Origin of the sequence: Actinomyces urinae, from assembly GCF_900119695.1 — a bacterium.
In the GTDB taxonomy this organism is placed as follows: Bacteria; Actinomycetota; Actinomycetes; order Actinomycetales; family Actinomycetaceae; genus Gleimia; species Gleimia urinae.
Window position 1 is genome coordinate 555,601 of sequence record NZ_LT632547.1, and the last position, 23,095, is coordinate 578,695.

24 protein-coding genes are annotated in these 23,095 nt (G+C 56.9%); 2 read left to right on the forward strand and 22 right to left on the reverse strand.

Annotated elements, in window-relative coordinates; all coding sequences use genetic code 11:
- Positions 1-10 precede the first annotated feature (10 nt).
- A complete protein-coding gene (gene glgB, locus BQ7114_RS03805; RefSeq protein ID WP_072342144.1) occupies positions 11-2,194 on the forward strand; it encodes a 1,4-alpha-glucan branching protein GlgB in 2,184 nt (727 codons plus the stop codon).
- Between the two features lie 74 nt (positions 2,195-2,268).
- On the opposite strand, the gene BQ7114_RS03810 is transcribed toward glgB, so the two are convergent.
- Genes BQ7114_RS03810 through BQ7114_RS03820 form a run of 3 tightly spaced genes read right to left on the reverse strand, consistent with a single transcriptional unit; the run spans position 2,269 to position 5,198 of the window.
- Positions 2,269-3,129, reverse strand: a complete 861-nt coding sequence (locus BQ7114_RS03810) for a tetratricopeptide repeat protein (protein ID WP_195906708.1) — start codon at positions 3,127-3,129, stop codon at positions 2,269-2,271.
- 39 nt (positions 3,130-3,168) lie between these two features.
- Positions 3,169-4,155 (reverse strand): hypothetical protein, encoded by a 987-nt coding sequence (locus BQ7114_RS03815; protein ID WP_072342150.1) that lies wholly within the window; start codon positions 4,153-4,155, stop codon positions 3,169-3,171.
- Entirely contained in the window at positions 4,152-5,198 is a 1,047-nt protein-coding gene (locus tag BQ7114_RS03820) for a hypothetical protein (protein WP_143236786.1), read from the reverse strand. Before BQ7114_RS03820 ends, BQ7114_RS03815 begins: the two co-directional genes overlap by 4 nt.
- Positions 5,199-5,399: 201 nt before the next feature.
- Between BQ7114_RS03820 and BQ7114_RS03825 the strand changes: the two genes are divergently transcribed.
- The gene (locus tag BQ7114_RS03825) at positions 5,400-6,701 is read left to right on the forward strand and encodes a cellulose-binding protein (protein WP_072342156.1); all 1,302 of its coding nucleotides are present in this window, start codon (positions 5,400-5,402) and stop codon (positions 6,699-6,701) included.
- Between the two features lie 77 nt (positions 6,702-6,778).
- Here the strand turns inward: BQ7114_RS03825 and BQ7114_RS03830 are convergent, their stop codons facing one another.
- The 19 genes from BQ7114_RS03830 to rho form a co-directional block, all read right to left on the reverse strand.
- Positions 6,779-7,075, reverse strand: coding sequence for an ATP/GTP-binding protein (locus tag BQ7114_RS03830; RefSeq protein WP_083431828.1), 297 nt, complete (start codon positions 7,073-7,075; stop codon positions 6,779-6,781).
- 60 nt (positions 7,076-7,135) lie between these two features.
- Positions 7,136-8,332 carry an N-acetylglucosamine-6-phosphate deacetylase gene (locus tag BQ7114_RS03835; RefSeq protein ID WP_072342160.1) on the reverse strand — a complete coding sequence of 399 codons (1,197 nt, stop codon included), beginning with the start codon at positions 8,330-8,332 and terminating at the stop codon, positions 7,136-7,138.
- An 86-nt stretch (positions 8,333-8,418) separates the two neighbouring features.
- Entirely contained in the window at positions 8,419-9,114 is a 696-nt protein-coding gene (nucS, locus tag BQ7114_RS03840; RefSeq protein ID WP_072342162.1) for an endonuclease NucS, read from the reverse strand.
- A gap of 71 nt (positions 9,115-9,185) precedes the next feature.
- Positions 9,186-9,596, reverse strand: a complete 411-nt coding sequence (locus tag BQ7114_RS03845) for a DUF2550 family protein (RefSeq protein WP_072342164.1) — start codon at positions 9,594-9,596, stop codon at positions 9,186-9,188.
- Positions 9,597-9,622: 26 nt separating this feature from the next.
- Complete coding sequence (locus tag BQ7114_RS03850; RefSeq protein ID WP_072342166.1) at positions 9,623-9,895, reverse strand: F0F1 ATP synthase subunit epsilon; 273 nt, start codon at positions 9,893-9,895, stop codon at positions 9,623-9,625.
- A 4-nt stretch (positions 9,896-9,899) separates the two neighbouring features.
- Positions 9,900-11,348, reverse strand: coding sequence for a F0F1 ATP synthase subunit beta (gene atpD / locus BQ7114_RS03855; protein WP_072342169.1), 1,449 nt, complete (start codon positions 11,346-11,348; stop codon positions 9,900-9,902).
- Positions 11,349-11,368: 20 nt separating this feature from the next.
- On the reverse strand, positions 11,369-12,295 hold the full coding sequence (locus BQ7114_RS03860; protein ID WP_072342172.1) for a F0F1 ATP synthase subunit gamma: 927 nt from the start codon (positions 12,293-12,295) through the stop codon (positions 11,369-11,371).
- A 3-nt stretch (positions 12,296-12,298) separates the two neighbouring features.
- A complete protein-coding gene (gene atpA, locus BQ7114_RS03865; protein WP_072342175.1) occupies positions 12,299-13,927 on the reverse strand; it encodes a F0F1 ATP synthase subunit alpha in 1,629 nt (542 codons plus the stop codon).
- A gap of 42 nt (positions 13,928-13,969) precedes the next feature.
- The gene (locus BQ7114_RS03870) at positions 13,970-14,785 is read right to left on the reverse strand and encodes a F0F1 ATP synthase subunit delta (RefSeq protein WP_072342178.1); all 816 of its coding nucleotides are present in this window, start codon (positions 14,783-14,785) and stop codon (positions 13,970-13,972) included.
- Positions 14,786-15,337: a F0F1 ATP synthase subunit B gene (locus BQ7114_RS03875; protein ID WP_072342181.1), complete on the reverse strand. Its 552-nt coding sequence runs from the start codon at positions 15,335-15,337 to the stop codon at positions 14,786-14,788.
- Position 15,338: 1 nt separating this feature from the next.
- Complete coding sequence (gene atpE / locus BQ7114_RS03880) at positions 15,339-15,542, reverse strand: ATP synthase F0 subunit C (protein WP_016443864.1); 204 nt, start codon at positions 15,540-15,542, stop codon at positions 15,339-15,341.
- Between the two features lie 66 nt (positions 15,543-15,608).
- Positions 15,609-16,301, reverse strand: a complete 693-nt coding sequence (gene atpB, locus BQ7114_RS03885; protein ID WP_326844859.1) for a F0F1 ATP synthase subunit A — start codon at positions 16,299-16,301, stop codon at positions 15,609-15,611.
- Between the two features lie 259 nt (positions 16,302-16,560).
- Positions 16,561-16,998, reverse strand: a complete 438-nt coding sequence (locus BQ7114_RS03890) for a Cg1360 family ATP-synthase-associated protein (RefSeq protein WP_072342183.1) — start codon at positions 16,996-16,998, stop codon at positions 16,561-16,563.
- A 5-nt stretch (positions 16,999-17,003) separates the two neighbouring features.
- On the reverse strand, positions 17,004-18,107 hold the full coding sequence (locus BQ7114_RS03895; RefSeq protein WP_072342186.1) for an MraY family glycosyltransferase: 1,104 nt from the start codon (positions 18,105-18,107) through the stop codon (positions 17,004-17,006).
- Positions 18,104-18,754 carry an L-threonylcarbamoyladenylate synthase gene (locus BQ7114_RS03900; RefSeq protein ID WP_072342189.1) on the reverse strand — a complete coding sequence of 217 codons (651 nt, stop codon included), beginning with the start codon at positions 18,752-18,754 and terminating at the stop codon, positions 18,104-18,106. The genes BQ7114_RS03895 and BQ7114_RS03900 overlap by 4 nt, the downstream gene beginning before the upstream one ends.
- A complete protein-coding gene (gene prmC, locus BQ7114_RS03905; RefSeq protein ID WP_072342192.1) occupies positions 18,754-19,587 on the reverse strand; it encodes a peptide chain release factor N(5)-glutamine methyltransferase in 834 nt (277 codons plus the stop codon). Before prmC ends, BQ7114_RS03900 begins: the two co-directional genes overlap by 1 nt.
- 2 nt (positions 19,588-19,589) lie before the next feature.
- A complete protein-coding gene (gene prfA, locus BQ7114_RS03910) occupies positions 19,590-20,699 on the reverse strand; it encodes a peptide chain release factor 1 (RefSeq protein ID WP_230205957.1) in 1,110 nt (369 codons plus the stop codon).
- Between the two features lie 106 nt (positions 20,700-20,805).
- Complete coding sequence (gene rpmE, locus BQ7114_RS03915) at positions 20,806-21,018, reverse strand: 50S ribosomal protein L31 (RefSeq protein WP_070621157.1); 213 nt, start codon at positions 21,016-21,018, stop codon at positions 20,806-20,808.
- Between the two features lie 147 nt (positions 21,019-21,165).
- Positions 21,166-22,917, reverse strand: a complete 1,752-nt coding sequence (rho, locus tag BQ7114_RS03920; RefSeq protein WP_072342198.1) for a transcription termination factor Rho — start codon at positions 22,915-22,917, stop codon at positions 21,166-21,168.
- Between the last annotated feature and the right edge of the window lie 178 nt (positions 22,918-23,095).

A 23,095-nucleotide genomic window follows, 5' to 3' on the forward strand; every position in this document is an offset into this window, starting at 1 on the left:
AATTGCAACTATGAACGCGACACCTTACCCCATAGATCCAGCAACGCTTTCAGCTGTTGCTAACGCAACCCACCATTCGCCTCACTCGGTGCTCGGCGGCCACATCCACGACGGTGCGGTGACCATCCGCACGGTCAGGCACCTCGCAGACTCCGTCACCGTTGTCACCAAAACCGACGAGTATGAAGCCACCCACGAGCAAGATGGCATCTGGACAGCAGTTCTGCCCTGCGACACTGTTCCGGACTACCGTCTGCGCGTCACCTACGGGGATCAAGTTGTTGACTGCGACGACCCCTACCGCTTCTTGCCCACCATCGGCGAGATGGACCTCTACCTCATCGGAGAAGGGCGCCACGAGAACCTATGGGAAGCCCTGGGCGCACACGTTCGCACCTTCGACAGCGAACTGGGTGAGGTACATGGAGTTTCTTTCACCGTCTGGGCTCCCAATGCTCGCGCAGTTCGGGTAGTTGGCGACTTCAACTACTGGGACGGCACCGGTAGCGCCATGCGTACCCTGGGCGCCTCAGGCGTGTGGGAACTGTTCGTTCCCGGCGTTGAAATCGGGGCACGCTACAAGTTCGAAATCTGCGGACCCGACGGCAACTGGATGCAAAAAGCAGACCCCCTGGCTCGTGCCACCGAGATTCCGCCCGCAACGGCCTCTGTTGTTACCGACAAGTTCCACGAGTGGGCCGACCAGGAATGGATGGAAGCTAGAGCCACTAAAGACCCACATACCAGTCCCATGTCTGTCTACGAGGTTCACGTTGGATCGTGGCGTCAAGGCCTGGGGTACCGCGGCCTAGCCGATGAGCTGGTCCCCTACCTCAAACGCATGGGATACACGCACGTTGAGTTCATGCCCGTTGCGGAACACCCATTCGGTGGTTCATGGGGTTACCAGGTAACGTCCTACTACGCACCAACCTCCCGGTTTGGCACGCCCGACGACTTCCGTTACCTGGTAGACAAGCTGCACCAAGCCGGCATCGGCGTGATCCTCGACTGGGTGCCCGCCCACTTCCCCAAGGACAGCTGGGCACTTGCCAGGTTTGACGGTACCGCCCTGTACGAAGACCCGGATCCAATGCGCGGCGAGCACCCAGACTGGGGCACGCTCGTGTTCAACTTTGGACGCCGCGAAGTGCGCAACTTCCTGGTGGCCAATGCCCTGTACTGGCTCGAAGAGTTCCACGTCGACGGTCTGCGCGTAGATGCCGTGGCGTCCATGCTCTACCTGGACTACTCGCGAAACGACGGTGAGTGGCGTCCCAACCAGTACGGTGGTCGCGAACACCTCGAAGCCATCGAGTTCATCCAAGAAGCCAACGCCACAGCCTACCGGCGCAACCCTGGCATTGTTATGATCGCCGAAGAATCCACCGCGTGGCCCGGCGTTACCGCCCCCACCTCTGGCGGCGGCCTAGGATTTGGCCTCAAATGGAACATGGGTTGGATGAACGACACCCTGCGCTACATGCAGGAAGACCCGGTGAATCGCCGCTGGCACCATGGTGAACTCACGTTCTCCCTCGTCTACGCGTTCTCTGAGAACTACGTCCTGCCACTTTCACACGACGAAGTTGTACACGGCAAAGGCTCCCTCATTTCGAAGATGCCCGGTGACAAGTGGCGCCGTCTTGCCGGACTCCGTTCACTATTGGCCTACCAGTGGTCACACCCAGGTAAGCAACTGCTATTCATGGGACAAGACTTCGGCCAAGAATCTGAATGGTCCGAAGCCTACTCGCTCGACTGGTGGCTCATGGACGACCCCGGCCACCGCGGCGTAAACCGCCTTGTTGCTCGCATGAACGACATCTACAAGAACTCCCCCGCCCTGTGGGATGACAACTACACGGGCTACGAGTGGATCGAAGCCGGTGACGCCGACCATAACGTCATCTCCTTCATCCGCAAGGGCAAGGACGGGGCCGGAGACACCCACATCTTAGTGTGTATCTCCAACTTTGCTGGCAACCCTCACGAGGGCTACCGTGTAGGTCTACCATTCTCTGGCAAGTGGGAAGAAGTTCTAAACACCGACGCCGAAATCTACAGCGGTTCCGGTGTTTGCAACATGGGCCCAATCATTGCCGAAGACGTTCCTTGGAACGGGCGCCCTGCCTCCGTTGAGCTTCGCGTGCCGCCACTAGGCGCCGTTTGGCTCCGTCCAGTACGCGACTAGACACAAATCAATAGAGTGGCGGTGGATCGTTTTGAACCGATCCACCGCCACTTTTGTATCTAGCGACCCTACCGCTAGAACAGCAGGCTTGAAAGACGCGCGCGAGCCATCTTCACCCGCGGGTCAACCCCCAAAACTGTGAACATTTCAAGCAAACGCTCGCGAGCGGCCTCAAACTCCTCATCGTCACAGCCCTTGGAACGGGCAATCAGATCGAGCAACGTATCAAATGCGGCCTCTACATTGCCCTCGACAAACGCCGCATCCGCGCGTGAAAGCTCCGAACCATCAGAATCTTCGCGTACGCGCTTCGCAAGCTGTAAACGCGCGATGGACTCCTTGGCCACCTGGTCTTTTGGAGCCTGAGCCAATACCTTTGACCACTGCTCGATAGCGCCCTCCAGGTCACCCGCATCCTCAGCCGCCAATGCCGCCGCGTGCAACGCATTCGTTTTGGGACCAGCCGGAGCGTCAACTATGCGCCCGGTCAAACCAGCATTGGCCGCAACCTTGAGCAGCTCGTTGAACACGGCAACAATCTGATCCTTCGGCTGTGCTCCCTGAAACAGGGGCACCGGGCGGCCACCAATCAGGGCGACAACCGTAGGGATCGACTGCACCCCAAACATTTGCGTCAGCTGCTGGTTGGCCTCCGTATCGATCTTCGCAAGCACCACGCGACCATCGAGTTCGCGGATCACGTCCTCCAAAAGTGGAGTTAGCTGCTTGCACGGCTGACACCACTCCGCCCAGAAGTCGATCACAACCGGCAAGGTTTGGGACAGATCAACAAGTTCTTGCAAACCCGCCTCGTCCACGTCACGAATAACTGGACCGGTAAGGCCTGCCTCAGATGGAGCCTGCGTAGCCGCAGCCGACGTGGAACCTGCGCCCGCTCCTTCCAACGAAACGGCACCAAAGGTATCAGCAGGCATAGACTCGCCAGACATCACAAATCTCTTTCACTCGCCAAACTACTCAACAACGCGATACGAACCGAGAATCCGCTCCGCACCAATCGCATGAATCAACTCGCTCGAGCCCTTAGGAGGCACAATCAGCGCAACCGAAGCCAAGTATGTGACCTCCACGGGCTTGTCATGAACCTCGGGATCCTCCATAAGATCCGCAATGGCGCCGCCAAGCTTAATCTTTGTATTCTCCGTAATGCGCTCGTACGTGACCGTGAATGAAATATTGCCCGCCACAAGTGCCGAACCGTCAACCAAAGCTACAGCTGTTAGCGGCTTTTCTGCAGGTGTCGCTGCAATCGTTACCTTGCCATTCTCGCCCAATGAATCATTCAGCTTCAGCTGATCCTTATACGCCTTGGTGAAATCATCATCAGCAAACAGGTCAGGCTGATTCGCCTTGTCATCAAGCCGCGCCGCCCACTCGGTTAGAGCTTCCTGCGGAGACAACACAAAGCTATCCGCATCAGCAGCCACCACAGGAGACCCCTCGGAAACCGCAATAGTTTGTAGCGATTCACCCGGGAACATGCGCACCCAACTAGTCAGCTTATAATCATCACGCGCGCTTTCCTGCGTGATAAAGCCAATCTGGGGCAACTCCTCTTCCGTAGCCTTCGTGGGCGCAATGATTGCGCGCGGCCAAGTATGCGACTGAGTCACCGTGGCTGCCGTCTCGTCCAGATCCAGACTCGAAACGGCCTCTTCACGCGCCTTGGCAAGCCTATACATCGCCGCACGCATAGCGAGAGCCGGATCCTTAACTCGCGGCCCTAACAGGCTCTCATCCAGCGCTTCGTCCCCTGCAGCCAACGCAGCCTCAACCTCAGAAATCAGCGTCGTAACCTGCACTTCGTCCAAGTTCGGCTGCTCTGATTCACTCGTTTTCGTTTCTGTTGAAGGTAGCTGGGGAACCTCGCTTGAACACGCGGCCAGCCCCACGGTGGACAACGCAAAAACCAGTAGCGTTGAAGGTATGGTTTTCCTCATTCGTCCTCTCCCTTCTTATCCGATCCTGCATCGTCCGACCGCGGAATAATCGGGATGAGGCCCGTAGCAAAGCTCTGGCCGCCCAATGACACTTCGGCCTCGCCGCGCGCGCGGGCCTCACGAATTGCGCGCCTGGACGGAAGAACGTGCATCTTACCGCCAATCGTGGTTGTGATCTCCGTGCGTTCCTCAACTGCAGGGCGTGCCTGACGCTCAAGCAACGAAACGCGTCGCTGTCGATCTTCCTCCACCTTCACACTGTTCTGCGTAGATAATTCCTCGCTCTGCTCGCTATCACGCGCGGATTTTGAAGCCGCGTCCTTGCTGAACGAAGACTTCAAATCACTGAACTTCTGCAAAGCGCGCTGCCTGCGCTCGCGAGCTTCTTCAGTACGCGCATGCTCCTTGCGAGTGCGTTGAAGCGCTAGGAATGGCACGAGACCAAGCAGTAACAAGATTATGCCGATAATCGTAAGTGCGATGATCCATATGGTAGAAGCATCACGCTGCCAGGTCAAAGAAATCTTCGGTGCAGGATCCACTCCATTTGTGGCCGCTAGAATGACGAAGCCGGAGCCATCCGTCGTGATATCCCACGACAACGCGCCCTCGCCTGTTTTCACATCCAACCACATATCCGACTGTGCCAGAGCCTTGTCAAACTCGTCAGCGGCGAACTCATCTGGATTGACCTCGGGCATATCCCCATCGTGCTTGATGGTATTAATGACCTGCCAGGACGACAAGCCCGTCAGCTGCGTATTTGGAAGCTCGCCAATCCACGCCTGGGCATCAGCATCACGACCGAGCGCCAGAACGATCGGCTGGCCGGGCGCCTCCGCATGCACCGTTACCTTGGTGTCAACCAACCCAAGCAGACCAGAAACCGTGGTCTCATATGGCGTTTCTGGGCGCTCGGCCTGCGCGGTGACCGTCGAGTCAGGACGCAACACCGTTGCAAACAGCAAACCGGCAATCACCATAATTAGGCCGAGCACCGAAAGTGCAATCGGGATACCCTGCCTCTTAGTAGGTGTCTTCACCACTAATCCTCCGCAAGAATGGATGTACTTACCATCCAGATTAGGGGCAATCGCGACCCTTGACCATTTAGATCATGAAGTAGCGACCAAAACCACGAATTATAAGACTTTTGCCCCACCCTGCCGTTCACGCTCAGCGCCTCGTTTGATTTACACTAGTAACAGTGTGTTTTTGAGGCACTTTTATTTCGAGGAGATTTCGTGAGCGAAGAGCAAACAGATTTTCCAGTTGTCATGCGAGGCTACGACCGCATCCAGGTTGATGAACAACTGCAGACTCTCATGACAGCGCTATCCGAGGCGCGCAGGCGAGCAGAAGTTGCGGAAAACCGGGCTAAGAGCCTAGAAAGCGACCTGGAAGACTCGCGAAGCCGATTGGAGGAGCAAGAACGCGCCTCCTTCTCGGGCATTGGTGCACGCGTTGAACAGCTCCTGCGTTCCGCTGAAGAACAAGCGATGGCAGTAACTACGAAGGCGCAAGCTGAATCCGACGCACTCCTGGAACGCACTCGTACAGAAACTCAGCGGCTCACCTCGAGGGCAGAAGCAGAGTCTGAAGCCCTCCTATCCGAAGCACGCCGCGAAGCGGCAGAACGCGCATCTCGCGCCCAGACCGAAGCGGAAACCCTCCTCACCAACGCACAACACCGTGCCGACGAAATGGTTGCGTCCGCACAGCGCGACGCGGCTGCCCTCCGCTCTGAAACCAACACCTATGTCAACGACGCTCGCGCCAGCATTGAACGCGAAGTTGAAGTTATGCGTGCTCGCGCACAAAAAGACACAGTTGAAATGCGCGTTGCCGCTGAACAGGAAGCCGCCCAAATGCGTGCCGACGCCGGTGCGGATGCCCAAGCCGTGCGTGAAAACGCAAACGCGGAAGCCAAGCAGACCCTCGAATCTGCGCGTAGCGCCGCCGAGTCCTCCCTTGCCGCTGCCCGTGACGAATCCGACAAGATCACACGAGAGGCACGCGCCTTCCTTGAAGACGCGAAAGCGAAAGCGAGCGTTGCGCGCCAAGAAGCCGAGCAGGAGATCGCCGACCAGCGCGCCAGTGCGCGCGAGGCTGATGCTGCGGCACACGAGCAAGCACGTGAAGAAACCACCGCGATGGTAACCGCCGCGCGCACCCAAGTGAGCGAAGCTGAAAAGCACCTGGCGGAAACGCTACAGCGTGCAGAACGCCTACTTACCGACACCGACGCCGTTGTGCGCAGGCGTCAAGAGGACGCTCGCCGTAGCGCCGAAGCAATCATCGCTGCTGCCGAAGCCGAAGCCGAGCAACTGCGTGAAAGTGCACGTCAAGAAGCTCTTAGCGAGCGTGCCGCCGCTCAGCGCACGGTTGAGAAACTCACGCGCCAGCGCGAATCCGTTGCCGCATACCTTGACGAAATGCGCGGCCTTCTTGGTTCCTCCGCCGCTCGTAACATTGCCGGGCTTGTTGAAGAAGAAGGCTCGGACACCGCCTCCCCCGTCCTCTTCGACGACCCGGAGAAGAAGTAGACAAGCCGATAACGAATTCGCACTATATTGGGTTGGTGCCCGGCACTTGTGCGCCGGGAACCAACCCATTTTGGACTCTAGTAAAAGTTTGAGACCCCGCTATCCCAACAGTGCGGATGCCAATGACGGCGCGCATCAACCCCTACTTCAAGGCCAAACGCACCCTCCTCACGCCACACAACCACGTGGGGCGATCCAACAGTAATCGGGCTATGGCAGCCGGGGCACGTGTACTCCTTCGACGCACGAGATAGGCGCTGGACACTAAATGTACCCGAGCTACGCTCCACCTGGCGCGGCATTGACGCCAACCTATCCATATTCAACGGGCGATGCGGCCTGTTATACGGACGTTTACCGCTACGACGAGCCAAGAAACCTCCCCCAAAAACAGTGAAGCGCCCCGGCAAAAGCCAGGGCGCCACACCCACGCGTTAAACTGCCACACCGCGACGATACACGGTGACCGGCTCCAGGCTATCACTGACAACCACAACATCGGCCTTCATGCCCTCACGCAAACAACCGATTGTCTGATCGCCAATGATCTTCGCTCCTTGAACTGACGCCATATAAACCGCATCCACCAGCGGCACGTAACCGCCCTGGACGAGCAGACGAACCTGGTCAAGCAGGTGCGACGTGCCACCCGCTATCGAATCACCACCGGTAAGACGAGCAATACCATCCTTCACGGTCACAGCCTGCGGACCCAGCTGGTAAGAACCATCGGGCATGCCAGCGGCAGCCATCGCATCCGTTACCAGTACTAGGCACTCGCGGCCAAGCGTCTCATACACCGCGCGAACTATATCCAAAGACAGGTGTACGCCGTCACCAATCAGCTCCAAAACTGCACCATCGCGCGCCGCATCAGAAATAAACTCCGGCACCGGGCCCGGATCGCGATGGTGAATTGGCCTCATCCCGTTAAACAAATGCGTAGCGGTAGCTTTCGGTGAACGAGGGGCAACCTGGGCGAGCTTTTCCCGCGAGTACTCCAGTGCATTACGAACGGCCTGTGGACCAGCATCCGTATGCCCCCAGGACGGAAGCGCACCGCCCTCGATCAGAGCTTCGGCTACCGATCCCTCACCGAATGCCCCCTTCTTCTCCGGAGCCAGCGTCATCGTCACGCAGTATCCCCGCGAAAGCTCAATAAGCTCCCTGGTCAGCTCCACGTCTGGCTCAATGATGTAAGTTGAATCCTGCGCGCCCTTGCGCTCTACCGAAACGAACGGACCCTCAAAATGAATGCCCGCCAGCTCATCTTTCTCGCACAAGTTAGCCAACGTAATCGCACGCGATCGGAGCACATCCGCAGCCGCCGTCACCCCTGACGCCACCAGGGAAGTTGTTCCATGCCTACGATGCTCCATCACCGCGATCATCGCCTGCTCTTCGGTCTGCGCATTCGGGAACGACTCGCCTCCACCACCGTGGCAGTGGACATCCACCATACCGGGCAGAATAAACCCGCCAACCCGTTCCGCGCGAGCGGCTTCACCCTCAGTCAAAACCTGCGATGCCACACCGCATTTTCGGACAACTTCGTCAAAAACCACCGCGCCGTCGGCGATGACTTCCGATTCCGTTACCACTCGCCCGCGCAAAATCCGAGGCTCGCTCATTTCCAAGTGCTCCTTTGCATACGTTCAAACCAGAAAACCAGACACTTCCAGTTTAATAACACATCACTTGTCTGACGAGCTAATGATTAAAAGAGTCTTGAATCAGCGTCATCAATCCCGCGCATCGCGTCATAGTCGAGGATCACGCACCTAATCCCCCGATCCTCAGCAAGCGTGCGAGCCTGGCGGGTTATCTCCTGCGCGGCAAATATACCTGTAATACCCTTCAGCAACGGATCACGTGAAAGGAGGTCGAGGTAGCGGGTCAGCTGCTCTACCCCATCAATTCCGCCGCGGCGTTTTATCTCAACCGCAACCGGGTCTCCCTCATCCGTGCGCACCAAAATATCTACCGGACCGATTGCAGTTGGATACTCGCGGCGAACCGTCCACCACCCCTTGCCCAGCAGCTCCGGCTGATCTGCCAGTAGCTCCTGCAAGTGTGCCTCTACACCATCCTTCGTAAGACCCGGATCGATGCCAAGATTCTCCTCGTGATCCAAAAACACCTCGCCCACTCGGATCACCAGCGTGTCATCCGTCTTCTTAGCTTCCACCACCCAAACTTCGCTCACACCAGCCTGGGCCTCAGTCTCGGTTGGTTCCTGCACGCGGACACTACAAGGCGCCGTCATCCAGTTGAGCGGCTTATACGAACCACCATCCGAATGGACTAGCACAGAACCATCGCCCTTGAACATCAGTACGCGCTTAGCCATCGGCAAATGCGCATCCAGGCGGCCAGAATAATCAACAGCACACTCAGCAATAACAATTCGCACCCATCCACCCTAACAGCGCCACCGGGTGCAGGCACAAAAAAGCGCACCCTACGGTGCGCTACATCAGTACTCTAGTACGCTTCTCGAGGCCGAGGCGGGCCCGACTCAATCCAAGAAACAAGGCCGTTATACCACTCTTCACGCATTGCCAGATGTCGAACACTGTCACCGTAGGTGAGCACTACCTCAACCACGCCCTCCTGCCGGTGAATCGGGGCAGATACGCTCATTCCCTCACGCGGCATTCGTAACTGTGGGCCAACTAGAAAACCAACTAGGCGAAACCACTGCAAATCTCGCTGGCCAAAACGAGCCATTCCCGAAATCCAACCCGCGGACGCGTCTGGTCGGTACCAGCACTCAAAAGTACCCACAATGCGTCCAATCCGACGCACGCGAATCAACAGCACCACCAGAGCGCACAGGGCGAGTGCAAGAAGAACAACAAGGAGGGCAACCAAGATGCCACCTAGAACACTCATGATTGCCCTCCTTCTGTTTTCAAATCCTACTGCGCGAAGTTGCCCTGTTCGACAACAATCGTCACAAAGTCGGAGTCAACCGAGGCGAAACCGCCCGATACTTCCACAATCTTACGTCCTTCGGACTCGGTTTCTATTGCAACCGAACCGGGACGAAGCACTGCGAGAAGCGGAGCGCGGCCAACCAACACGCCCAGGTCACCTTCAACAGATGGCACCACCACAGACGATGCCAGGCCATGCCATAGCCTTTCCGTGCGGGTCACCACCTCGACTTGGAGCATCTTAGACTTCGCCATCTACTTACGCCTTCTGCAGCTTCGCCCAAGCGCGCTCAAGATCATCGATGCCACCGATGTTGAAGAACGCCTGCTCGGGAATGTGGTCGTATTTACCCTCAACGATGCGCTTGAACGCCTCAATCGTCTCGTCAAGCGGAACCGTGGAGCCGTCAACACCTGTGAACTTCTCTGCCATGTAGGTGTTTTGGGACAGGAACTGCTCGATGCGGCGCGCTCGGGCAACCGTCACCTTGTCTTGCTCCGAAAGCTCATCCACACCAAGGATTGCAATGATGTCCTGCAGTTCCTTGTTCTTCTGCAGAATCTGCTGCACCTGCGTGGCCACGTCGTAGTGCTCCTGACCAACGTAAGTCGGGTCAAGAATACGAGAGGTGGAAGCTAGCGGATCCACAGCCGGGTAGAGACCGCGCGAAGCGATGTCGCGCGAAAGCTCAGTGGTTGCATCCAAGTGCGCGAACGTGGTTGCAGGAGCCGGGTCCGTGTAGTCATCCGCGGGAACGTAAATGGCCTGCAGCGAGGTAATCGAGTTACCACCCGCAGAAGTAATGCGTTCCTGGAGCTGACCCATCTCATCAGCGAGGTTCGGCTGGTAGCCCACTGCCGAAGGCATACGGCCAAGCAGCGTGGAAACCTCCGAGCCTGCCTGCGTGAAACGGAAGATGTTATCAATGAATAGCAACACGTCCTGGTTCTGCACGTCGCGGAAGTACTCCGCCATTGTCAGACCGGTGAGCGCGATGCGCAAACGCGTGCCCGGCGGCTCATCCATCTGGCCGAAGACAAGTGCGGTCTTGTCGAACACACCGGCCTCGTCCATCTCATGAATGAGGTCGTTACCTTCACGAGTACGCTCGCCCACACCGGCAAACACCGACACACCACCGTGGTCTTGCGCCACGCGCTGAATCATTTCCTGAATCAGAACGGTCTTGCCAACACCAGCACCACCAAACAGGCCGATCTTGCCGCCCTGTACGTACGGAGTAAGAAGGTCAATAACCTTAATGCCCGTCTCGAACATCTTGGTCTTTGGCTCAAGCTGGTCGAATGCCGGAGGCTGACGGTGAATCGGCCAACGCTCCTTTACCTCAACCTGATCGGCCGGGTAGTTCAAGCACTCGCCGACGACGTTAAACACCTTGCCGCGAGTCACATCGCCAACCGGAACGGAGATCGGGCGGCCCGTGTCGCGAACCTTCGCGCCACGAACCAAACCATCGGTGGGCTTCAAAGCGATAGCACGAATGAGGTTGTCGCCAATAAACTGAGCAACCTCGAGCGTCATCGTGAACTTCTGACCGCCCTCACCAGTCGAGGACAGGTCAACATCCACCTCTAGCGCGTTGTACATTGCGGGCATCTGATCCGGTGGGAACTCAACGTCCACAACCGGGCCAATCACGCGGGCGATGCGCCCAACACCCGTAGTGTTAATAGATTCTGCAGTCATGTTTATTCCTTGTCCCTGCCTCAGCCATTCGATAGAGCGTCGGCACCGGAAACTATCTCGCTGATTTCTTGCGTGATCTCTGCCTGGCGGGCCGAATTCGCCAAGCGAGTGTAGTCTGTGATGAGGTCCTCGGCATTGTCCGTTGCGGTATGCATCGCGCGCTGGCGAGATGCAAGCTCCGAAGCAGCAGCTTGAAGAAGCGCGTTCCGAATACGGTTCTCCACGTAGAGAGGCAACAGCGCATTCAGCACCGCTTCCTCACTCGGCTCAAACTCATACTCGGGGAAAGCCAACTCAGGATGATCCTCAAACCCAAGTTCCCTCTCCCGCTCCTCATCGCTCTGCGGCGTATCAACAACCGTTAGAGGAAGCATCTGACGCACCTCAGGTACCTGCGTCACCATGTTCTTAAACCTGGTGAACACGAGGTATACCTCAGAAACGCCCTTCTTCGGATCCTCTTCCAGGAAGGCCCTTAGAAGTTCCTTACCAATGGAGTGAATGATCTCCTCCGTCGGAGCATCAGACTCGCCCTCCCACGTCTTCGCCGCAGGAATTCCGCGGAAACGGAAGTACGAGCCCGCACGCCTGCCAGCCGTGTAAAGCACCGGCTCCTTGCCCTGCTCACGCAGCTCCTCAAAAAGCTTCTCGGTTTCGCGAAGAATCGTCGCGGAGTAAGCGCCCGCCATACCGCGGTCAGACGTCACCGCCAGAACCGCCACGCGATTCGTGTCCTCACGCTGATGCGTGAGCGGGTGGTCCATTCCCCCGTGGATCGCTACAGCGGCAACAGCCTGCGTCAAAGCCTTCTCATAGGGCCCCGCCTGCGTTGCCTTAGCGCGCGCTGCGCCAATCCGAGAAGCAGCGATAAGCTCCATCGCGTGAAAAACTTTCTTGAGCTTTTCCGTTGAAGCTATGCGCTGTTTAATCTCTCTTAGACCTGCCATTGATCAGGCCTTCTTACCGCGAACGATCTGCTCTTGAGTGCGCTCCGCTTCTGCCTCGCCATCTGCGGCTTCGGGCGCCAGCCCCTCCGCGGAAACGAACGAGCTGTGGTAGGCCTCAACACCTTCCTTCAACGCTGCTAGAGTGTCATCCTCCAGCAGGCCCGTCTCCTTGATGGTCTTCAAAACGCCAGTGCGTGAACGCAGGTAATCAAGCAGGCCCCTCTCGAAACGAGCAACGTCAGCAACCGGAATATCATCCAAATAGCCGTTGGTGCCCATCCAGATCGAAGCAACCTGATCCTCAATCGGATACGGGTTAGCCTGCGACTGCTTCAGCAACTCCATGAGGCGCTCACCGCGGGTCAGCTGCGCCCTGGTGGTCGCATCAAGGTCTGATGCGAACATCGCGAAAGCGGCCATTGAGCGGTACTGCGCAAGCGTGATCTTCAGCGTGCCCGAAACCTTCTTCATGGCCTTAATCTGCGCGTCGCCACCAACACGCGACACGGAAATACCAACATCCACTGCCGGACGCTGGTTGGCATTAAAGAGATCGGACTGCAGGAAGATCTGGCCGTCCGTAATCGAAATAACGTTCGTTGGGATGTAAGCGGAAACGTCGTTTGCCTTCGTCTCGATGATCGGCAGACCCGTCATGGAGCCACCACCGAGTTCATCGGAAAGCTTCGCGCAACGTTCAAGGAGGCGCGAGTGCAAGTAGAAGACGTCACCGGGGTAAGCTTCACGGCCCGGCGGACGACGGAGAAGGAGCGATACCGCGCGGTATGCTTCCGCCTGCTTCGAAAGATCGTCAAAAACAATCAGGACGTGCTTGCCGTCGTACATCCAGTGCTGGCCAATAGCCGAGCCCGTGTACGGAGCCAAGTACTTAAAGCCTGCCGGGTCCGATGCTGGGGAAGCCACGATCGTCGTGTACGCCATCGCGCCGGCCTCTTCGAGGGCACCGCGAACAGCTGCGATCGTTGAGCCCTTCTGGCCAATAGCCACGTAAATGCAACGAACCTGCTTCTTCGGGTCACCCGACTCCCAGTTGGCGCGCTGATTCATGATCGCGTCAAGAGCAATCTGCGTCTTACCCGTCTGACGGTCACCAATGATCAACTGACGCTGACCACGGCCAATCGGAATCATCGAGTCAATAGCCTTAAGGCCAGTTTCAAGCGGTTCGTGGACCGACTTACGCATCATCACGCCGGGAGCCTGTAGCTCCAGCGCGCGCATGCCCTCAAGATCCGTGATCTCACCAAGACCATCAATCGGGTTACCCAGTGGGTCAACCACGCGACCGAGATAACCATCACCAACCGGAACTGAGAGGACTTCGCCGGTGCGACGAACCTGCTGACCTTCCTCAATGTTCGTGTAATCGCCGAGGATGATGACGCCGATCTCGCGAATATCGAGGTTCGATGCAAGTCCGAGAGTTCCATCTTCAAAGCGGAGGAGCTCATTGGCCATAACGCCAGGCAGGCCTTCGACGTGTGCAATACCGTCAGCAGCTAGGGTGACGTGGCCGATTTCCTCCACAGCGGATTCCGACGGCTCGTAGGATTCTACGAAGCTGTCCAGAGCCGCCCGGATTTGTTCGGGCCGGATAGAAAGTTCAGCCATTGAGCTTTTCCTTACCGTTTAGAAATATTGAAAACATGGGGTTCAGCGCACCAACTCTCGTTTAGCTTTAGCTAAGTTGGATTTCACTGTTGCATTAATACCGTCGCCATCTACCTCGATGTGGAGACCGCCAAGGAGCGACGGATCCACTTCGGTATTAACAGCAACGGCGCTTTGATACCTAGCCTCGAGAATCTTTTGGAGACGCTCGACCTGGATTTGAGATAGCGGGGATGCCGATGTGACCGTAGCGAAAAGACGACCGCGACGAGAAGCCGCCTGGTGCGTAATTTCGCGGATCAATGACAGCAACCTGCCATGAATCGAGAGACGAACCTGACGTCGCAGAAGACGCGATGAGAACGGAGTGAGCGCGTCTGCGAAGAAGCGGGCCGCAAAATGAGCACGGTCGTGAGCAGAACCAACACCCAGATCAGACAGATTTATGCGAAGCTCGCGATTATCCGCAAGGAAGTTATGCACCGCGAAAAGCTCTTCTTCAACCTGCTTCAGCTGACCGGCTTGCGCAGCAGCGCTAAACACCGCTTCATTGCCGAGCTGTTCTGTCGCAACCTCAAGGTCACGGGGGCTCGACCAGCGCTTGCTGGCCAGAGTCTGCATGATCTCGATAGTTTGGGGCTCAACTCCGTTGGCCAGAAGATCATGTGCAAGCTGGCGCTTGTCCGCCTCGGTTCTGCCCGGATCGGTAAGCGCGTGAGCTACGCGCCCTGATTCACGCAACAGGTCCGAAATTCCGTAAAGATTTTCGGCAACCGCCATTGCATCAGCGTCCGAGCGCAAGGCATCAGTTAGCACCTTGAGTCCAGCCTGGTAGCTGTTCTCACTCGCTGCACGCATTTAAGACTCCTGTACTGTAGTTTCAGATTCGAGATCGTCGAGGAACCTGTCAACGATACGAGCCGTAAGCTCGCTGTCCTTCAGGTGTTCACCAACAATCTTCTCTGCAAGTTCGGTGGCAAGAATCCCAATCTCAGACTTGAGTGAGATTTCAGCCGCCTGGCGCTCCGCCTGAATCTGACGCTGTGCGTTCGACAAGATGCGCTCGGCCTCAGCTTCGGCCTCCTTGCGCGCTGCCGCCACAATCGACTTAGCATCTTCACTAGCGTCGGAGCGGATGCGACCTGCATCAGCATTCGCAACCTGGATCAGCTCATCAGCCTCACGCTTTGCAAGCGCCTCGGCTTCCTTCGCCCGATCAGCTGCGTTCAGCCCTTCTTCAATCTTTTTTGCGCGCTCATCTAGGATCGCGTTGAACTTAGGAAGTGCGTACTTGTAAAGAACAAGTCCGATGATGATCAACACAATCAGCTGCCATACGATGTCGTATAGCGGCGGCAACAAAATGTTGGGCTCTTCTGCCGCCTGAGCTGTTGCGGGTAGGATCGTCATGCTAGAAGATCAATCCCGGAACAAGGCCGATGAGGCCCAGCGCCTCAATAAGAGCTAGACCAATGTACATGTTGGTTGAGAGCTTGGATGCGACCTCCGGCTGGCGGGCGGTAGCTTCCTGCGTCTTGCCAATCATGTAGCCCAGGCCAATACCCGGACCAAGCGTTGCGATGCCGTAGCCTACTGCTGCGATCGAACCAGTCATGTTTGCTTTCCTTCTCTATGTTGCCAAGGCGCTTTTGCGCCAAGGAGTTTGTTATTGGCTTACTGCCTAGTGGGTCTCAATAGAAGTCTTGATGTAAACGGCCGTCAGGATCGAGAAAATGAATGCCTGCAAGCCGGCCACGAAAATCTCAAACGCGGTAATCCCAATCGCGCCTGCGAACGTTAGAACCCCAACGCCCTTCAGTGCACCCGCGGCCTCGAAGAACAAGAAGTGAGTTCCAAAAAACGTCAGGGCCAGCATCAGGTGCCCCGCCAGCATGTTTGCCAACAAACGGATGGTGAGCGTTGCCGGACGAATGATGAACGTTGAGAGGAACTCAATTGGCGTTAGCAAAATGTACAGAGGCCAGGGCACGCCCGGGGGGAAGAGCTGATTCTTAAAGAACTGCCCAGCGCCCAGGTGTTTAATACCGGCACCCACAAACACCACGTACGAAATCAGTGCGAAACCAAGCGGCACAGCAACCACGGATGAGGCCGCAATGTTCAGGCCTGGGATAACACCCGTAATGTTCATGAACAGCACGCCAAGGAAGATCACCGTGAGAATCGGCGCGTACTTGCGCCCGTTCTTCTCTCCGAGAGTCTCAATCGCCACCTTGTCGCGAATGAACACAATCAAGCCTTCGAGAATTGACTGTCCCTTAGTGGGGATCAGCTTCGCCCTCGACGCCCCGATCGAAAACACGAGAACCAGAAGGACCGTAGCGATAAGACGAACGAGAACCAAACGGTTCATTTCGAAGATTGTGCCCTCGAAGGCAAACGCTGGAGGAAAGAAGTCCCCAATTCCCGGCATCGCTGAAACTGGTCCTTGACTAGCCACTGTCAAAGCGGACGACACTGTTGCGGAGAACAGGATGCACCCCCTGGTAGAAGTGTTACGGCCCTGCACCGTACACGAGGAATATACCCCATACTGTATACAGCTTGAGCTCGCCTAATGCCAAAACCTAGATAATGCTATCAGGATCACTCATGCCCGAACGCAGATTTTACTATTCTTTTTCATCCTTAGACAGATCTATGGTTGGCACTTTAGAGCTTGCTAACGTCCACGTTTGCACCGCTGCCTGCGCAATCACCGAAAGGATGAGGGCGAGACCAAGCGCCGTATGGTTAAGCCCCGTCAGATTCTTCACAATCAACACGGTTGCAATAACCACCACAACCTTGAACAGGTAGTCACCCACCATCAGGGCCGCCTGCGAATCCAAATTCTTCATCGCCAGTGACATGGTGAACCAAGTAACCAGGGCGAGCAAAATACCAACGACTCCCCCAATGAGACCGGAAACTCCCGCCAAGGCGCCTGCGGAAATATAAGCGACAGCGCCTGCCAGGACCGCGACAATCACGGAAACTCTCAAAACGTTTTTCACAGTTTTTGAAACCGCGGCGCGAAGCGCATCGGTGGGTACTAGCGGTGTAGACATTCGCGTCACTTCCTATGCATCTTTTGCCGCAAGCCCGGCAAGAATCGAACCGTAAACACAATACTAACGATCACCGCAGGGACCGCCACGGCAGCTACCTGCTTGGGACTGAACACAATAAGCGCGACAGCAGAGAACGTAATCACAGCGGTCCACAGGTACATGATCATCACGACCCCCACCTGACTGTGCCCCAGGTTGAGCAGGCGATGGTGAAGGTGCATTCGATCCGCTTGGAACGGTGATTTACCCGCCCGTAAACGCCGAAAAACAGCCAGAGTCATGTCTACCAGCGGAATGACTATCACCAGCAGGGGCAGAACTATGGGGAGCAAACCGGTAATGACCTGCTCTGTGCCCAGCACACTTGGATCAATCTGTCCCGTCACGATAATGCCCGCCGCCGCAAGGATCGTACCCAGGCTCAGAGCACCTGAATCGCCCATAAAGATCGAGGCGGGGTGGAAGTTATGTGGCAAGAATCCAACGCAAATCCCAACCAGTACCGCCACAATCAGCGACGATGTCGTAGCGTAGGTTAGTGCCCCGGTAACCCGGGTGAGCATGTAGGAGTACACGAAGAAAGAGAATGCGCCAATCCCCACTACTCCCGCAGCCAGGCCGTCCAATCCATCTACGAAATTCACCGCATTCATGATCGCCACGAACATGAAGATAGTTACGAACAGTGACAGGTTGGAAGAGCCGATAGTAATACCGAATATCGGGAACGAAATTAACTGCACGCCAAAGTAGGCCATGAAAACAGCAACCAAAATTTGGCCCGCCAACTTGGCCAGCCAGTCAAGCTCCCAAATATCATCCACGAGGCCCAGCGCAGCGATCGTCAGCACCCCAATCATCACTGCCCACGGGGTACCCGTTTGAAACACCGGATCGAAATAGTCGAGCCGGGAAGCGAACAGCATGGCAACAATAAACCCTATTGCCATTCCTACACCGCCCAGACGAGGCGTCGGCACGGTGTGTACGTCCCTTTCTCGAACTGGCGTGAGCACGCGCCACTCCAGCGATAGGCGTCGCATGATCGCGGTCATCACAAACGTGATTCCCGCCGCTAGCACCATCACTAGAATGTAGAGCTTCACTTGTTAATAAGAACTTTCTGACCGCAGGCTGACTCGATGTCATCGACCGAAATCATGCCGGCTCGAAGCAGAACCGGAACGTCAGCCGTAACGTCGATAATTGTCGAAGGCACAGGGCCTGGAGTTGGCCCCGAATCTATGTAGCAATCAACGCCCTCGCCAAAATATTCTATTGCCTCTTCAACACTTGTTGCGGCAGGTTCTCCGGTCAGGTTCGCAGAAGTCACCGCCAGAGGGCCAACCACGCGCAAAACCTCCAGCGTTGCCTCGTGGTCAGGCATTCGGATCGCAACCGTATCTTTAATATCGCCCAGATCGAAGCGGATCCCCTCTGCGGCCTTCACGATCAACGTGAGTGCGCCCGGCCAGAACGCGTCTATCAGGCGATGAGTAACCTCACTCAGCTGCGAGCTCACCCTAGCGGCGTCCTCCGGATCCGCGATCAGCACCGGAGGAGGCATCTGCCGCCCCCTCCCCTTCGTAGCTAACACTGCATTTACCGCGCTCGTTGAATACGGGTCTGCCCCAATGCCATACACCGTGTCGGTAGGCAAAACCAGCAAGCCGCCGGCCTCGACAATCTTCTTCACGGCCTGCGCATCAGACCGCGAAATACCCGCACGCGCATCCACTTTCATACTTTCCATTATCTACACTCACCTAACGGTTTTTGAGCTACGACAAACCGGGGACGCTCATTCAAATCCGCGAGCGTGCAGACGTCCGCAAATCCGGCGTCTCTCGCAATTTCGCGGGTGGCCTCCCCCTGTGTGTCATCGTGTTCCATGCCAAAGCACCCGCCGGGCTTCAAATACCGGTAGATCAGAGGAACTAGGCCGCGCGCAAAGTCCAGCCCATCATCGCCTCCACCCCACAGGGCCTGCGGCGGATCAAAATCAAGCTCTGGGGCTAGCGCTCTGGGCGGCACATAGGGTGGATTCGATACCACCAGATCAAACTTGGCCTCCCACTGCGGGTTGAATACCAGCGCGTCGCCTTGGACCACCTGCACCTTCAATCCGAGGGACTCGGCATTCACGCGAGCAGCCGCACAAGCCTCCGGGGACCCCTCCAGTGCAACCACATCCGCGCGTGTATTAGCCGCAACTGCCAACGCAAGCGCCCCCGAACCCGTGCACAGATCCAATACAGCGGCCTTCTGCCTCCCAATAGCGTCAATCGCCCACTTCGCCAGGACCTCCGTTTCGGGACGCACACAAAATACGCCCGGGCCCGCCCCAAGTTCGAGGCCATAGAACCACATTTTGCCCAACACGTGCTGCAACGGTTCACGAGACGCCCTGCGCGCAATCATCGCCTCGATCTCCCGCGCGTCATCCGGTGCGATTTCGCGCGGCCACATATACATCGGCTCGCTGAGTACGGCCTCAAAAATTGCACGCGCATCCGCCTCGGCGCTATCCACACCCGCGCGAGCAAGGGTCTGCACCTGCTCGCGAAACAGCCTCAGCGGATCCACTGCTACTCTTTCGACTGGCCCGCCGCGTCCATGCGCTCCTGCTCATCCATGACGATGGCAGAATCAATTACCGGCCCCAGGTCACCATCGAGCACGTTAGACAAGTTATACGCCTTGTATCCCGTGCGGTGATCCGCAATGCGATTTTCTGGGAAGTTGTACGTACGAATACGCTCCGAACGGTCCATCGAACGCACCTGCGATTGGCGTACCGCGGCTTCCTCCGCCTCACGCTCTTCACGCTGCTTCTGAATCAATCGCGCCTTCAACACACGCATAGCAGCTTCACGGTTTTGAATCTGCGACTTCTCGTTCTGCATCGACACCACAATGCCCGACGGGATATGAGTAATACGCACCGCGGAGTCCGTTGTGTTCACCGACTGCCCACCCGGACCCGACGAACGATACACGTCGATGCGAAGATCGTTTTGATCAATCTCGATCTCTTCATCGTCATCCTCGACCTCCGGAACCACAATCACGCCCGCAGCGGAAGTGTGTACGCGTCCTTGCGACTCCGTAACCGGCACTCGCTGCACGCGGTGCACGCCACCTTCAAACTTCAAGTTCGCCCATACGCCGTCCTCCGGCGCCACGTTGCCTTTCGAAGCAATAGACAGCGAGATTTCCTTCAAACCGCCAAGTCCCGTAGGCGTTGAAGACAGCTCTTTGACCTTCCAGCCCTTCGTCTCCGCGTAACGCGTGTACATGCGGGCAAGATCAGCAGCGAACAGCGCCGACTCTTCGCCGCCTTCACCGGCCTTCACTTCCAAAATCACATCATCAGCATCAGAGGGATCACGCGGGACCAACGTGCGCACCAGCTTGTCATGAGCCTGCTCCAGGGCCTGCTCCATACCGGGCAACTCCGCCGCGAACTCATCATCGAGCTCCGCCATCTCCTGCGCCGCCTCAAAATCTCCCAGCGCCTGCGTGAATCGATCCGCAACCGCCTTAACTGCGCCCAGCTCTGAAAAGCGCTTCGCAAGCTTGCGTGATCGCGCCCTGTCCCCCAGCACCTGCGGATCAGCAAGTTGAAGCTCAACCTCGCGATACTCCTGAAGCAGAGGCTCAACCGCCTGCAACTCGTGGCTATAATCTTGACCCACTTGGTCCTCGCTTTTCATCAAACTGGCCGGCTTTGCGGCTCCCTACGTCCAAAATACAGCAGCGGCGCCACGCCCCAAACCTGGGCGCGGCGCCGCCAAAAAATAACTAGCGCTTACGCTTGCCGTAGCGAGCCTCGAAGCGAGCCACGCGACCACCAGTATCAAGAATCTTCTGCTTGCCGGTGTAGAACGGGTGGCAGTTCGAGCAAACATCAACGCGCAGCTGATCTTCGCCCAAAGTCGATGCCGTATCAAACTCGTTGCCGCAGGTGCACGTCACATGCACTGCCTTGTAATCGGGGTGTACACCCTGCTTCATGGTTTTCTCCTTAAGAAATTCGAGGATGCCGGGTCCAGACGCTCAATTCGCTGGTGAACCGGAACCGCCGTTTAGTTTGCCAGGTTTGGCCACTAATTTCCAGGTGGCCGGCCGTACAATAGATCACTATTTCCGGCCGGTCCCCCACTAGTCTTTTGGCGTCGTCTTCGCGATCGCCATGAGGAACTCCGCGTTGTTTTGCGTGTCCTTCAACTTATCAAGCATAAGCTCAAGCGCCTGCTGCTGATCGAGCTGGCCAAGCACACGGCGCAGACGCCACATGATCGCAAGCTCTTCCTTCTTAAACAGCATCTCTTCACGCCTCGTACCCGAAGCATTCACATCAACCGCCGGGTAGATGCGACGCTCAGACAGCTGGCGCGACAAGCGCAACTCCATATTGCCCGTGCCCTTGAACTCTTCGAAGATAACCTCATCCATCTTCGAACCTGTCTCTACAAGAGCCGAAGCAATAATCGTGAGCGAACCGCCCTCTTCGACGTTACGCGCAGCACCAAAGAACTTCTTTGGCGGGTACAGCGCCGAAGCATCCACACCACCGGACAGGATGCGGCCAGAAGCCGGCGCTGCCAAGTTGTATGCGCGGCCGAGGCGCGTGATCGAATCGAGAAGAACAACCACGTCGTGGCCCAGTTCAACCAGGCGCTTGGCACGCTCAATTGCGAGCTCTGCAACGATCGTGTGGTCCGAGGCAGGACGGTCAAACGTCGAGGCAATGACCTCGCCCTTAACCGTGCGACGCATATCGGTGACCTCTTCAGGGCGCTCGTCCACAAGGACAACCATCAGGTGCACATCCGGGTTGTTCTGCGAAATCGCGTTAGCCATCTGCTGCATGATGATCGTCTTACCGGCCTTAGGCGGCGAAACGATGAGGCCACGCTGTCCCTTACCAATCGGCGCCACGAGATCAATGATGCGCGGCGTGATTGCCTTCGGCGTGGTCTCAAGACGCAGGTGCTCATCCGGGTACAGCGGGGTGAGCTTAGAAAACTCGGGGCGTTCGCCAGCCTGCTCAACCGAAATGCCATTGATCGAATCAACCGCAACAAGGGCGTTGTACTTTTGTCGCTGACGCTCGTTCTGACGCGGCTGACGGATAGAACCAACAATCGCGTCACCCGGACGCAGGTTCCAACGACGCACGTTTCCAAGAGTTACGTAAACGTCATTCGGACCAGGCAAGTAGCCGGAGGTGCGAACAAACGCGTGGTTGTTCTGCACGTCCAAAATGCCGGCAACCGGAATCAGTACGTCATCGTCTTGTAGCTGCGGCTCTTCATCATCGCGACGACGCTTTGTGCGATCCCGACCACGGCGCCTGCGACCACGGTCATCGCGGTCCCTACCATCGCGGTTGTTGTCGCGGTTATTGCGTTTGTTTCGCCTACGGTTTGAGCCGTGGTCGTTATCCGATCCATCATCGGAATGTGAATCTTCTGCGGACGGTAGCTTTATGTCATCAAGCAGGTTCGTGGCGCCAGCTCCGTCGTGCGAATCCTGCCGCTCACCCAGCTCTGCCTTCACATCCAACTGGATAGCTGCCGGTGTGCCCCCGTTGCTCTCCGCCCGGCGACGCCTACGACGAGGCTCAGAGGAATCCGCCTTGCTGCTCGACTCGTTCTTGGAAGCAGGAATCGAATCCTCACGCTTATTCTCTGCGGGCTTCTGCGCGGATTTAGTCTGCGGCTTAGGTTTCGCCTGCGGCTTCTCGCTCGCCTGCGGTTTGGATCCCTGCGCGCCTCGAATCGCTGCTAGAAGTTCGGCTTTACGCATCTTCGCCGTGTCTTGAAGCCCCATTTCATTGGCAGCTTCACGCAGTTCAGCAAGACGCATCTGCGACAGTGGGCGCTTTTTAGTAGTTGGGTTTTCGCTCAACGAATTTCCTTACTTTTACCGGCCAAAGGCCATGAAAGACTGCTGTTAAAGCAGGAGCGTTTCCATCATCAATGCGGGAAGAAAGCGACACAAAGGATGAGAATGCATTCTTCCCGGCGATAAACGCAAGATGGAAGATTTAGATAGCTAACAGTAGTTAGCAGCGGCTCAATGAACC